The sequence below is a fragment of the Bacillus sp. JHAA genome, from assembly GCF_036961585.1.
Taxonomy (GTDB): Bacteria; Bacillota; Bacilli; order Bacillales; family Bacillaceae; genus Bacillus; species Bacillus velezensis.
Map to the genome: position 1 here is coordinate 40,099 of NZ_JBAMDE010000007.1, position 12,598 is coordinate 52,696.

A 12,598-nucleotide genomic window follows, 5' to 3' on the forward strand; every position below is an offset into this window, starting at 1 on the left:
TCTCAGCAGAAATCGGTTTTTTTTGTTCTGAATGACAGGATGAACGGCTGAAAACCGTATAACGGCTCTCATCCGCAAACAGGATTATATCTTCTTCCTGCTGAATACAACAAGATTCAGGAAAGGAGAAGATGCAACATGTTCAGTGCTGTGACTGCCGACGGACGGCTCATTCAGCTGGCCGGAAGCTATTCAAAGGAAAAAGCGGAGGAGCTGAGAAAGAAACGCTGGTTCTGCCCCGTTTGCGAAAGTGAACTTGATATCAAACTGGGACGGGAGAAACTGCCGCACTTCGCTCATAAAAAAAGCAGGCTGTGTCCGGGGGAATCCGAACCTGAAAGCGAATACCATCTGGAAGGAAAAAGGCAGCTTTTTCTCTGGCTAAAGACACAAGGGTGCAGCGTCAGCCTGGAACCGTATCTGACTTCCGCTGGACAGCGGCCTGACTTGACGGCGGAAAGCGGAGAAGAGAGGCTGGCTTTTGAATTTCAATGTGCGAACCTTTCGGCGGACTCTTTAAAGAGCCGGACGGCAGGCCTGAAAAACGCCGGGTACCGGCCGGTCTGGATCATCGGGGCAAAACGGTTAAAACGGATGGCCGGGCAATTTTTCCGGCTTTCTGCTTTTCACTGGCAGTTCTTTGAAGTCCATTCATTTTCCTCTTTACTGTTTTACTGTCCCGACGCCCGCTCCTTTTACAGGCTGCATTCCATCACTCCGTTTTACACCGGCTATTCTTATGCCGGCTTAACCACAATCCCTCTTCATAAAGCAAACCTGAAAGACATATGTCATCCGGAAGGGCGGCACAGCGTCAGACTTCCCTCGTGGGGACGTGCCGTAGCCGGCTTCCGAAACAAAAGCGGGCGGTTTTTATCTGAAGATGCCGGTCTTATCCGGCGTCTTTTTTACGAAAGACATCAGGTCGCATTTCCATTTCTCCCCTCTGAAGTGTTTATTCCCGTTTCAGCGGGCTTTGTGTTTGCAAGTCCCGTTTTTGTGTGGCAGAGCCATTTATACTTGCGGCTTGCGGAACTTTCTAAAAAAGGCGCGCCGATCCGATTATCCGGCATGGTTCATGATTTGCGGCAAAAAATCAGGCGTAAGGAGATCCGGATGCGGTATGGTTCACAAGATAGCCTTATCAGAATGGCGGTAAAACAATATGCTGATTTCTTATGCTTGCAGGATTTTTTAAGGGAAATTGAGAATGAAGTATATATGCCCTCATCTCAACGGAAGCTCCCTCAAACGGCAGAAGAGCTGCGCCGGCGGGATCTGCTCTTTTTTGGGGAATGAGAATGCTTCATTTCGTTCACCCTAACGTCAAGGTGGTGGCGAATGTGAGGGGCGTACAAGCAGTTTGTTTTCGTTTTTTCACTGTATTATTGGTATGCTTGGTCTTATATGCCGCATATGATTTGACAAAAGGCAGTGAAAAGCCGGAAGATAATCACAACACAAGTTTTTGGAGAAACAATCGTTTTTTCAATTGGCTTGAAGTAAAGAAAACGAGGGGGATCACCATGACTGAGGAAAATAAAGCAGCACAGCTGCCTGACAGAAGTGAAGTAAAGGCAGAGCATACATGGAGACTAGAGGATATTTTTCCTAGTGATGAGGCCTGGAATAAAGAATTTCAAGCAGTTAAAGAATTAATCCCGAATTTATCTTCTTTTAAAGGCACGCTTGCTCATTCGGCTGATAATTTATACGCGGCGCTTACGGCACAGGATGAAGTGACGAACCGCCTTGGCAAACTTTATGCATACGCACATATGCGCTCAGACCAGGATACGGGAAATTCTTTCTACCAAGGGCTGAACGACAAAGCCGCAAGCCTGTATTCTCAGGCTGCCAGCGCGACTGCTTACATTGAACCGGAAATTCTGGCGATTCAGGAGGACAAGCTGCACCAGTTTATTCTGGAAAAAGAGGAGCTTAAACTTTACTCCCATGCAATTGAAGAAATTACAAAACAGCGTCCGCACGTGCTGAGCGAACAAGAAGAGGCCCTGCTTGCGGAAGCCTCAGAAGCGCTGTCGTCGCCTTCCAATACATTCAGTGTTTTAAATAACGCCGATATTACGTTTCCGTCGATTAAAGATGAAAACGGCAAGGAAACTCAAATCACACACGGCAACTTTATTAATTTCCTGGAAAGCAGCAATCGTGAAGTCCGCAAAAACGCATTTGAAGCCGTATATAAAACATACGGACAGTATAAAAACACGATGGCGACTACACTCAGCGGCACTGTGAAAAAAGATAATTTTTACGCCCGTGTGAAAAAGTATAAATCAGCACGGGAAGCGGCTTTATCCAATAACAGCATCCCTGAAGAAGTTTACGATAACCTTATTAAAACGATCAATAAACATCTTCCGTTATTACACCGTTACATTGACCTGCGGAAAAAGGTTCTCGGCCTTGATGAAGTCCATATTTATGACCTTTACACACCGCTTGTAAAAGATTCGGGAATGAAGGTCACATATGAGGAAGCGAAAGATTATATGCTCAAAGGACTTGCTCCGCTGGGCGAGGAATACGCGTCTATTTTAAAAGAAGGACTTGAAAACCGCTGGGTCGATATATACGAAAATAAAGGAAAACGCAGCGGTGCTTATTCGTCCGGTACATACGGCACGAATCCGTACATCTTGATGAACTGGCATGACAATGTCAATAATCTGTTTACGCTCGTTCACGAGTTCGGCCATTCCGTGCACAGCTACTATACGAGAAAATATCAGCCGTATCCGTACGGTAACTACAGCATTTTTGTCGCTGAAGTCGCTTCAACGACCAATGAAGCGCTGCTCGGTGAATATATGCTGAACAGCTTAAAGGATGAAAAACAGCGTCTGTACCTGCTCAACCATATGCTTGAAGGATTCAGAGGCACAGTGTTCAGACAGACGATGTTCGCTGAATTTGAGCATCTGATTCATACGAAAGCGCAGGAAGGCGAGCCGCTAACGCCTGAACTGCTGAACGAACTTTATTATGATCTGAATAAAAAGTATTTCGGTGACAACATGGTGATTGATAAAGAAATCAGTCTGGAATGGTCAAGAATTCCGCATTTCTATTACAATTATTATGTGTATCAATATGCGACAGGCTACAGTGCGGCCCAAGCGCTGAGCAGCCAGATCTTAAAAGAAGGCAAGCCTGCGGTGGAGCGCTATACCGAATTCTTAAAAGCGGGAAGCTCGGAATATCCGATCGACATACTGAAAAAAGCGGGAGTCGATATGACATCGCCTGAACCGATCGAGGCAGCCTGCAAAATGTTTGAAGAGAAACTGAACGAAATGGAAGAGCTTCTTTCGAAAGTGAACCCTTCGTAGTTCAAAAAAGCCTGTGCATAAGTTGCACAGGCTTTTTCTAAAACCCTTTAAACGTTTTTCTGTGATTCAGCCGGTACAAGGCAAACAATATGGACAGAAACAGCAGGGGAGATGTAATGTAAATCGGCAGCATGTGCATCATGGCCAGCAGATTTAAAAAGAAGAAAAACACAATCATTCCGATGATCAATACGGTGCGGAGCATTGATTTCCCTCCTTGTTTTTCATTGATATATTCTATGAAAACAAGCAGTCAGTTATGTTTTGTGACAAAAATATGAACATTAATCTTATGGCTTGTCAAAACTCGACAAGATTTGATATGATAAGGATGTGAAATTGATCACAAACAAACATTACCCCTTTGTTTGACCGTGAAAAATTTCTCCCATCCCCTTTGTTGTCGTTAAGACATATGAAACCGCGCTTATCCCGGCGCGGTTTCTTTATTTGCACAAAAAAAGCCGGCTCCGTAAGGAATCAGCTTTTTTTAATGATCACAACAGGTGACATCCTCCTGGGTGCCGGAAAGAGACTTCCAAAACAGACCGTGCTTTGCTTCCACTCTGGCGACCTTTTTGGCGAATGCCAGTTTTTTCATTTCTTTTTCAACTTCTTCTAGACTCAAATCATAAACGAGTGCGATTTCTTTCGATGCGACAAACCGGAAATATTCAATGAAACATTCCAAAGGCGGCGTTTCAGAAGGCTTCGGTTCATCCCCGAGCATTTCGAATAAGATCTCTTCGTACACGTCATAAGAATAGTTGCCGGGAACCTTCAGCCCTTCATCATCATGCAGGCTGTTAAAGAACGTCAATGTCGGGTTGACGGTGACATCCATTTCCGCCGCGATTTTCATATCGCACTGAAGCGCTTTTACCGCGCTTTGCGAATGGAGGTCGCGCTTGAATTCTTCAACATCCAATTTCGTCTTTTCGGCAATTTCTAAAAGAACGTCTTCATCCGTAATATTCTGCTTGGAAACAAACAGGCTTTCCTGCATGCTGCGGAGAAACAGAATGCCCGCTTTTCTTCCCTGCAGTTCGGCCGCTTTTAAAGCGAGTGCGGCAAGGTAGGGCGATGAAAGAGGCTGATCCTGCTCAAGCCAAAGGCTTCCGTCACAGGGCATCCCGGAACGGTTCGCAATTTTTTCCCAAGCTTCGGCAAGGAGGTGTTTTTTCCGCTTATGCTTATTCAGCGATGTAATGCTCGCGGAAACAATGATCCGCAGCGTAAAAAAACGTCCGTATTTGATTTTTAATTTTTTTATGGCGGGCTCCAGCGACCAGCATTCAGGACATAAAGGGTCGACAAACATGTAAATTTCGAGCGGTTTTTTTGGATGTCCGTGGCAATGGGCGAAGTATTGCTCATGCTGATAATTCGTCAATATGATCGATCCTCCGCTTCTGACTGGTTTACCATATGCCTGGCCGTCAGTTCCAGACGCCCGTACAGAAATTCACGAATATCGCCCTCCAGCCCGACCTGATCCATCGCTTTGCTCATACAGCTTAGCCACGCATCAGCCCTCTCGTCCGTAATCGGAAAGGGGAGATGCCTTGCCCTCAGCATGGGATGTCCGTGCTCTTCAGTATAAAGAGGAGGTCCGCCCAAATACTGGGTTAAAAATTGCTTTTGTTTTCTGGCCGTTTCAGTCAAATCACTTGGAAATATCGGCTTCAGCAAGGGATGAGACGAGACACGCTCATAAAAAGTATCAACAAGTTGCGATAGAAGTTCCTCTCCAATCGCTTCATATGGTGCGTTAAACGATTGTCCCATGTTGACTACTCCTTTATATGGCTAATAGGAATCATAATTCCCATTGCGAATTTATCTTTCAGTTTTACTATCTTCAGTTACTGTATATTTTAGCAATAACATTTTATTTCTACAAACAAAGTGCCTTTCTGTCAGGCGCTTGTATTTCATATCATATCACATCGCCTTCATTCATGTGTAAGATTTCACTCCGCAAAAAAACCAGAGGGCGAAGGAAGCCTCTCTGGTTTACGCGTAATACTGTTTGGTTATGTTTTTGACATATTGCTGTGTTTCCTTAAACGGCGGAATGCCTCCGTACCGATCTACGTTGCCGGGGCCTGCGTTGTAGGCGGCTAACGCCAGAGATACATTTCCGTCGTATTTCGTGAGCATCTGCTTTAGGTACTTTGTGCCGCCCTCAGCGTTCTGGACGGGATCAAGCGGGTTTGACACCCCGAGTGATTCTGCCGTGGAAGGCATGAGCTGCATCAGTCCCATTGCCCCCGCACCGCTGACCGCTTTCGGATTAAAGCCTGATTCCTGTTTAATAACCGCGCGGATCAGCTTTTCGTCCACTCCGTATTTTTCGGCCGCTTTCTGAATGGCGCTGTCTATTGAAAAGTTTCCGGTGCTGATATCAGAAGCCGCATCCGGAGACTTTATGCCCGGGGAAGCGGTCTGTGAAGCAGCCGCGGAGCCGGATGAAACGGGAATTCTCGGTGAATATGAAGCGTGAGCGGTCCGCACACCGTTTAAAATTCCTGATTCCGGCTGCTGCCGGACGGCTGTGTCCGTATACTGGCTGAGCAGCGCGCTGAAATTTGAAAGCGGGCTTTCTGAAGATTGTCCGCCTGAAGCCGTGCTTGTATGAGAGATTGATTGCAGCTGGAGAAGGGCCGCCCAATTCGTGATATTCACTGTGTCATTCCACCTTTTTTTGTTTCTGTTCATAAAAACGCTGGATTTTATTTTTCGTGATCCGCTCTGGGATGCCGAATTGCTTGAGCAATTGTTCAAACGCCCGTTTTCCTTCATCCCAGTCAGCAGCTTCGAATTCCAATTCAAAGTCTTCTTTCTCTAAATATCGGCTGTGATCTAAAATGATTAAGCCTTTTTCTGATTCTTTTTCCGCGCGTGCGGTCGACAGCGTTCCGAAATAGCAAATGTGTTCTGAGTTGATTCCGAGACCTTCCAGCTGACGTTTGACGGGGCCATCCGGAATCTTGAAGACGTCAAGATCAGGTGCCGCAAGCTCTTGGTGCGTTTCCAGCAGACCGACCGATGCAGGCTCTTTTAACGTCAGAACGAACGCGCCGTCTTTTTCTCGGATGCGGAGTGCTGATTTTTTTTGTTTCAGGGAAAAATCTTTCGTGTCGAAATAATGATTGACCTGCTGTTTAAAATCATGTTCTTTCATGCAGAGTGCTTCACTCAGCTTCAGAAATTCTGATTTTGTCAGCAGGTTTTTGAATTCAATTTCTATTTCTTGGGTCATGACAGTCTTCCTTTCAGGACGAAAAATTGTATAATTCCCATTATCTCTTTAGAGGTTACGTTTATCAATATCGACCTTGATATGATAAAATAAATGCTGTACTTTGTTAAAAAAGGAGAACATTATGCAAAAGAGAATTGAAATCCAAAATGCATCATTAACAGAAGACGCGCTCCGCTTGAAGTGCGGAGAGGACTTAAGCGGAGCGGAACGCAAAGCATCAGGTCAAATGCTTGTTGATTCCGATCACTTTGCTTTTGTATACATACTTGAATCAGCTGACTCTTTTGAATATGTCATTATAAAAGAACATATCTGGCCGGATCTGAAAGAAGCCTTAGACCAAAGAAAACCGGCGGTCCTTGAGGCCGGCGGAAAAACGGTTGAACTTTCAGGGCTGCATGAAGAACTCGATTATCTTCTTGAAAATATTAAAGATAATGCAAACTACGGAGATATGGAAGAAAAAGTGAAAAACGTATTTCTTTAGAACAGGTTCGGAATTGGGGGATGTACGATGGATGACAAACAATGGGAGCAATTTCTAGCGCCATACCGCCAGGCTGTTGAAGAATTAAAGGTGAAGCTGAAAGGCGTCAGAACCCTTTATGAGTATGAAGATGACCACTCACCGATTGAGTTTGTGACAGGCCGCGTGAAGCCGGTGGCGAGCATACTTGAAAAAGCGAGACGAAAAAGCATACCGCTTCATCAGATTGAAACGATGCAGGATATCGCGGGGCTGCGTATTATGTGCCAATTCGTCGATGATATCCAGATCGTCAAAAATATGCTGTTTGCCAGAAAAGATTTTACCGTTGTCGATAAGCGGGATTACATAGCAGAGCATAAGGAAAGCGGATATCGGTCTTACCACCTTGTCGTTTTATATCCTTTACAAACAACGTCCGGAGAAAAGCACGTTCTTGTGGAAATACAGATTCGGACGCTTGCCATGAACTTTTGGGCAACCATTGAGCATTCACTGAATTACAAATACAGCGGGAACATTCCCGAAAAAGTAAAGCTGAGGCTGCAGCGGGCCTCAGAAGCCGCATCCCGGCTCGATGAAGAAATGTCAGAAATCCGCGGAGAAATCCAGGAAGCCCAAGCCGCGTTCTCGCGAAAGAAAAAAGCGGGAGACCACCAGTAGGAAAGGAGGGGAATGGCATGAAATTTGCCGTTTCTTCAAAAGGAGACGAGGTTTCAGATACACTGAAAAGCAAAATACAGGCGTATTTACTCGATTTTGATATGACCTTGGATGAAAAAGAGCCGGAAATCGTGATTTCCGTCGGCGGTGACGGAACGCTTCTTTACGCATTTCACAGGTACAGCGACCGTCTCGATAAAACGGCGTTTGTCGGAGTTCACACGGGGCATTTGGGTTTTTATGCCGATTGGGTTCCGCAGGAGATAGAAAAACTTGTTCTGGCCATTGCCAAAACGCCGTATCATACCGTGGAGTATCCCCTTCTTGAGGTGATTGTCACTTATCATGATGAAGAGCGTGAGGAGCGGTATCTGGCTTTGAACGAATGTACGATCAAAAGCATAGAAGGCAGTCTCGTCGCTGACGTGGAAATTAAAGGCCAGCTGTTTGAAACGTTCAGGGGAGACGGTTTATGTCTGTCCACGCCTTCCGGAAGCACGGCTTATAATAAGGCGTTAGGCGGCGCGATCATCCACCCTTCCATCAGAGCGATTCAGCTTGCGGAAATGGCATCCATCAACAACAGAGTGTTCAGGACTGTCGGCTCGCCGCTTTTGCTTCCCGATCATCATAACTGTGTCATCAAACCGAGAAACGACGTCGACTTTCAAGTCACAATTGATCATTTAACCTTGCTGCATAAGGATGTCAAGTCCATTCTATGCCGTGTGGCAAATGAAAAAGTCAGATTTGCAAGATTCCGTCCTTTTCCGTTTTGGAAAAGGGTGCAGGATTCCTTTATCGGAAAAGGCGAATAGAAAGAGGAAACGGATTGGACAACTTTTTTATCCAAAAGAACATGACTGCCCGGGAAGCCGGCATGACGGTAAAAGAATATACGGCGCAGCTCGGCATTTCAAAGCGGCTTCTCGCTGACATTAAATTCGGCGGGGGAGACCTGCTTGTGAACGGAGAGCATGTAACCGTCCGCGCCGTGTTAGCGGAAGGAGACGTGCTTAAGATTGAATTTCCGAAGGAGCATGTGAGTGAAACGCTTTTGCCTGAGCCGGTTCCTCTTGATATTCTTTATGAAGATGACCATGTGCTTGTGGTCAATAAACAGCCGTATGTCTCCTCAATTCCATCAAGAGAACACCCGTCGGAGAGCATCGCTAACGGAGTGATCAGCCACTACCGAAAAAGCGGTGTGCAATCAACGGTTCATCTTGTCACCCGCCTTGACAGGGATACATCGGGGGCGATGCTCATCGCCAAACATCGGCTTTCCCATTCTCTTTTGTCGGCAGCGCAGAAAAAGGGGCTTGTCAGCAGGCGGTATCTCGCTGTCGTACACGGGATCATGTCTCAGAAGGAAGGAACGGTGGACGCGCCCATCGGAAGAAAACACGACAGTATTATTGAGCGGATGGTAACGCCGGAGGGACAACGAGCGGTGACGCATTTTCAAACGGAAAAAGCGGGACATGCGTTTACGCTTGCAGCCCTGCGGCTGGAAACGGGGCGGACGCATCAAATCCGGGTGCACATGAGCTACCTCGGCCACCCGTTAGTCGGTGATACACTGTACGGCGGAAAAAATGAGGGAATTGCGCGGCAGGCTCTTCACAGTGAGCGGCTTTCATTCGTACACCCCATGACCGGAAAAACGCTCGTTTTTCACGCTCCGGTGCCTGACGATATGAAAACATTAATTGAACAAATGTAAAGCCCGAACCGTTTGCCGGTTTCGGGCTTTTTTTCATGCCTGCCTTCCGTGATCCTCGCGAAATCGTGAGGCATCATAGGGCATTGAGCTTTCCACAGAGACGGTTTCATGCTCCGGAAAGCGAAAGCCTGTCAGTTGATTGCCGAAGACGCATCCTGTATCAATGTTGATTGTACGGTTGACGATCCGGGGACGTTTTACCGGGGTATGGCCGTAAACAATCCATGCCTTGCCTTCATAAGCGGCGGCCCAGTCTCTTCTGACGGGTCTGCCGTCGAGATGCGTTTCACCCGTGATATCGCCGTACAGAACAAATTCTTTTACCTTACGCGAGTATTTACCGATATCGTCAGCTTTTATGCCGGCGTGGGCGACAACGAGATCGCCATTATGTAAAATGTCATAAAGCGGCGCTGACTCATATAAGCGGATGAATTGTCTGGAGACTTCCGTTCTGTCGGCGGGAGACAGCTCTTTCAGTTCGGCTGCCGTCGTTTCCAGTCCGTGCATCACTTTTACGGGGTTTCCTTTTAAGTAACGATACAGTTTGTTGCAATGATTTCCCGGGACATAACGGACGGCTCCTTTTTCATATGCTTTTGCCACAAAACGCATCACTTCTACGGATTTTGGGCCTCTGTCCGTTAAATCCCCCGCAAAGACAAGCGTCCTGCCTTCAGAGTGAACGGGCGTTCCGTCTTTGACTTCATATCCGAGCTTTTGCATTAACGCGATCATTTCGTCATAACATCCGTGTATATCGCTGATGATGTCATAAGCCATTCGTGTCAGCCTCCTTATTAACGGTTTTTTATTTATTATGCGGCTAATTCCTATACCTAATTACGCTGTTTTTGTACAAATTAAAAAAAGAATTAAAGAAATAAAGCCTTATCACTTTTTTTTCGCGTTCAGCCTTGTTAGAATATGCGTTATGTTTTTAAAAAAAAGTAAGGTTTCGCCCGCTTTAAGCGGGCTTTTATAACCCTTGTTTTAAGGAGGTATTTACGAATGGAACACACATCAGTCGCATCTTTAGTCGTCGTTCTGATCATCGCTTTTTTGACGCCGCTCCTTTTACATCGGTTTAAGCTCAGCATCCCCGTCGTCGTCGCGGAGATCATCATGGGGCTTATTATCGGAAAAAGCGGCCTGAATCTTGTCGTTCAGGGAGACACGTGGCTGGAGACGCTGTCTGTTCTCGGCTTTATCTTTTTAATGTTTTTAAGCGGCTTGGAAATTGATTTTTCTTCATTTGAGAAAGGGAAGAAAAAACAATTCCTTCCGAATGGCAAGGAAGCGCCCAACACGTTTTCTGCCGCACTGATTATCTTTTTCGGCATCTTTATTTTATCATTGCTGCTGTCCTATGCCTTTGTATTAGCCGGTTTTATTCAAAACGCATTTTTAATGACGCTTATTATTTCGACGATATCACTCGGTGTGGTGGTCCCGACTTTAAAGGAAGAACGGATCATGAACTCCAATATCGGCCAGATCATCCTGCTTGTCGCCGTTATCGCGGACTTGGCTACGATGATTCTGCTCGCTTTCTTCTCTTCTCTTTACGGAGAAGACAGCGGAAATATGTGGCTTCTGTTGATTCTCTTTGCCGCGGGGGTCGTGCTGTATTTCTTCGGCAGGATCTTTAAACACCGTTCATTTGTGCAGTCGATGTCTAAAGGCACCGTGCAGATCGGCACGAGAGCCATTTTCACACTGATTATCGTGCTTGTCGCTTTATCGGAATCTCTCGGGGCGGAAAATATTCTCGGCGCGTTTTTGGCAGGCGTTCTGGTATCGCTTCTGTCTCCGAATAAAGAAATGGTGGAACAGCTGGATTCCTTCGGCTACGGGTTTTTAATTCCGATCTTTTTCGTCATGGTCGGGGTGAAATTGGACATTTGGACGCTTTTCCAAGATCCGAAAACATTAACGATGATTCCGCTGCTTCTGCTTGCGCTGTTTATCAGCAAAATGTTTCCGGTGTTTTATTTAAAGAAATGGTATGACAAAAGAACCGTGTTTGCTTCGGGCTTTTTGCTGACGTCCACGCTGTCGCTTGTTATCGCGGCGGCTACGATCGGAGAAAGGCTCCACATTATCAGCGCCAATATGTCCGGCGCGTTGACTTTAGTTGCGGTTATTGCCAGCATCATCACGCCGATCGGCTTTAAGAAATTATACAAACGGCAAAGTGCGCCGCAGGAAAAAAAGCGCATTACATTTATCGGCGCCAACCAAATGACACTTCCGGTTACGCTGGAATTGCCCGATGAGGAATATGAAGTACGGGTCGTCCATGTGTATCAGGAAAATGCCGGGAAAACGCTTGCGGAATCCGTTTTTTCGGTTGACACGATTTCTGATTACGAGCCCGGCACGCTTGAGTCGCACGGTATTTTCAAAACGGATATTCTTGTCGTGGCGACGGGAAATGAAGATGTGAACGCCGAAATCGCCTTAATAGCGAAAGAGAAAGGGACTGAGCGTATCATCGCAAGCGTCGGCTCGGTTGAGCATGAAACAAAACTGAAAGAAGAGGGCATCAGTATTTTTTCTATCCTTCTGTCTACAAAGACGCTCTTGCGCGCATTAATTGAGGCGCCGGGCGTGATGAGCCTCCTGACGAATGAGGAGTCTTCGTTATATCAGATCAATCTGGAAAACCCGGCGTATAACGGCATCATTCTGCGGGAATTTCCGCTGATGGGCGATGTGATTTTCGTCCGGATTTTCAGAGGTGTGGACAGCATCGTTCCGCACGGAGACACGCGGCTGAAAACAGGAGACCGTCTCATCGTCACGGGCTCGCGCAACTACGTGTCGGAACTGAGAAAAATCCTTGAAGCTTGACCAAATTGCAATTCGTGATAATATAGAAGGCATAACAAATAAATCATTAATCGTATGACCACTAGGGGTGTCCTTCATAAGGGCTGAGATAAAAGTGAGACTTTTAGACCCTCATAACTTGAACAGGTTCAGACCTGCGTAGGGAAGTGGAGCGGTATTTTTTTGGGGTTCCTTTTATCCATTTAAATTCCAAACCACTTTTCCGATGCGGGAAAGTGGTTTTTTTATTTTATCAGGGGGGA

Annotated in this window: 13 protein-coding genes and 1 riboswitch; of the genes, 7 read left to right on the forward strand and 6 right to left on the reverse strand. The window is 46.2% G+C overall.

What is annotated here, in order from left to right; all coding sequences use genetic code 11:
* Positions 1 to 138 precede the first annotated feature (138 nt).
* On the forward strand, positions 139 to 1,299 hold the full coding sequence (locus V7728_RS15920) for a competence protein CoiA family protein (RefSeq protein WP_099566553.1): 1,161 nt from the start codon (positions 139 to 141) through the stop codon (positions 1,297 to 1,299).
* Positions 1,300 to 1,526: 227 nt separating this feature from the next.
* On the forward strand, positions 1,527 to 3,356 hold the full coding sequence (gene pepF / locus V7728_RS15925; RefSeq protein ID WP_007409107.1) for an oligoendopeptidase F: 1,830 nt from the start codon (positions 1,527 to 1,529) through the stop codon (positions 3,354 to 3,356).
* A gap of 37 nt (positions 3,357 to 3,393) precedes the next feature.
* Here pepF and V7728_RS15930 read toward each other — a convergent pair whose 3' ends face one another.
* From V7728_RS15930 to V7728_RS15950, 5 genes are all read right to left on the reverse strand, one after another.
* Positions 3,394 to 3,561: a hypothetical protein gene (locus V7728_RS15930; protein WP_003155026.1), complete on the reverse strand. Its 168-nt coding sequence runs from the start codon at positions 3,559 to 3,561 to the stop codon at positions 3,394 to 3,396.
* Positions 3,562 to 3,846: 285 nt separating this feature from the next.
* Entirely contained in the window at positions 3,847 to 4,749 is a 903-nt protein-coding gene (spxH, locus tag V7728_RS15935; RefSeq protein ID WP_099566554.1) for a protease adaptor protein SpxH, read from the reverse strand.
* A complete protein-coding gene (locus V7728_RS15940; RefSeq protein WP_003155023.1) occupies positions 4,746 to 5,144 on the reverse strand; it encodes a globin domain-containing protein in 399 nt (132 codons plus the stop codon). The genes spxH and V7728_RS15940 overlap by 4 nt, the downstream gene beginning before the upstream one ends.
* 228 nt (positions 5,145 to 5,372) lie before the next feature.
* Positions 5,373 to 6,044, reverse strand: coding sequence for a lytic transglycosylase domain-containing protein (locus V7728_RS15945; RefSeq protein ID WP_099566555.1), 672 nt, complete (start codon positions 6,042 to 6,044; stop codon positions 5,373 to 5,375).
* A gap of 4 nt (positions 6,045 to 6,048) precedes the next feature.
* Positions 6,049 to 6,621, reverse strand: coding sequence for a CYTH domain-containing protein (locus V7728_RS15950; protein ID WP_043021301.1), 573 nt, complete (start codon positions 6,619 to 6,621; stop codon positions 6,049 to 6,051).
* A gap of 124 nt (positions 6,622 to 6,745) precedes the next feature.
* Here V7728_RS15950 and V7728_RS15955 point away from each other — a divergent pair, with 124 nt between their 5' ends.
* From V7728_RS15955 to V7728_RS15970, 4 genes are read left to right on the forward strand one after another with little or no spacing between them, the layout of a single operon-like run.
* Entirely contained in the window at positions 6,746 to 7,111 is a 366-nt protein-coding gene (locus V7728_RS15955; protein ID WP_012117290.1) for a hypothetical protein, read from the forward strand.
* Positions 7,112 to 7,138: 27 nt separating this feature from the next.
* A complete protein-coding gene (yjbM, locus tag V7728_RS15960; RefSeq protein WP_007610625.1) occupies positions 7,139 to 7,774 on the forward strand; it encodes a GTP diphosphokinase in 636 nt (211 codons plus the stop codon).
* Between the two features lie 17 nt (positions 7,775 to 7,791).
* Positions 7,792 to 8,592: an NAD kinase gene (locus V7728_RS15965; RefSeq protein WP_003155018.1), complete on the forward strand. Its 801-nt coding sequence runs from the start codon at positions 7,792 to 7,794 to the stop codon at positions 8,590 to 8,592.
* 14 nt (positions 8,593 to 8,606) lie between these two features.
* On the forward strand, positions 8,607 to 9,500 hold the full coding sequence (locus tag V7728_RS15970) for an RluA family pseudouridine synthase (protein WP_099566556.1): 894 nt from the start codon (positions 8,607 to 8,609) through the stop codon (positions 9,498 to 9,500).
* A gap of 33 nt (positions 9,501 to 9,533) precedes the next feature.
* Here the strand turns inward: V7728_RS15970 and prpE are convergent, their stop codons facing one another.
* Positions 9,534 to 10,283: a bis(5'-nucleosyl)-tetraphosphatase PrpE gene (gene prpE / locus V7728_RS15975; RefSeq protein ID WP_099566557.1), complete on the reverse strand. Its 750-nt coding sequence runs from the start codon at positions 10,281 to 10,283 to the stop codon at positions 9,534 to 9,536.
* 228 nt (positions 10,284 to 10,511) lie between these two features.
* Here prpE and V7728_RS15980 point away from each other — a divergent pair, with 228 nt between their 5' ends.
* Positions 10,512 to 12,356 carry a monovalent cation:proton antiporter family protein gene (locus V7728_RS15980; protein WP_099566558.1) on the forward strand — a complete coding sequence of 615 codons (1,845 nt, stop codon included), beginning with the start codon at positions 10,512 to 10,514 and terminating at the stop codon, positions 12,354 to 12,356.
* Between the two features lie 53 nt (positions 12,357 to 12,409).
* A riboswitch (TPP riboswitch) is annotated at positions 12,410 to 12,518 on the forward strand.
* Positions 12,519 to 12,598: the final 80 nt, after the last annotated feature.

Excerpts from the sequence above, each read along its gene's own strand:
- V7728_RS15920 (WP_099566553.1), top strand. The coding sequence starts at position 139 with ATGTTCAGTGCTGTGACTGCCGACGGACGGCTCATTCAGCTGGCCGGA.
- pepF (WP_007409107.1), top strand. The coding sequence starts at position 1,527 with ATGACTGAGGAAAATAAAGCAGCACAGCTGCCTGACAGAAGTGAAGTA.
- V7728_RS15930 (WP_003155026.1), bottom strand. The coding sequence starts at position 3,561 with ATGCTCCGCACCGTATTGATCATCGGAATGATTGTGTTTTTCTTCTTT.
- V7728_RS15940 (WP_003155023.1), bottom strand. The coding sequence starts at position 5,144 with ATGGGACAATCGTTTAACGCACCATATGAAGCGATTGGAGAGGAACTT.
- V7728_RS15950 (WP_043021301.1), bottom strand. The coding sequence starts at position 6,621 with ATGACCCAAGAAATAGAAATTGAATTCAAAAACCTGCTGACAAAATCA.
- V7728_RS15955 (WP_012117290.1), top strand. The coding sequence starts at position 6,746 with ATGCAAAAGAGAATTGAAATCCAAAATGCATCATTAACAGAAGACGCG.
- yjbM (WP_007610625.1), top strand. The coding sequence starts at position 7,139 with ATGGATGACAAACAATGGGAGCAATTTCTAGCGCCATACCGCCAGGCT.
- V7728_RS15965 (WP_003155018.1), top strand. The coding sequence starts at position 7,792 with ATGAAATTTGCCGTTTCTTCAAAAGGAGACGAGGTTTCAGATACACTG.
- prpE (WP_099566557.1), bottom strand. The coding sequence starts at position 10,283 with ATGGCTTATGACATCATCAGCGATATACACGGATGTTATGACGAAATG.
- V7728_RS15980 (WP_099566558.1), top strand. The coding sequence starts at position 10,512 with ATGGAACACACATCAGTCGCATCTTTAGTCGTCGTTCTGATCATCGCT.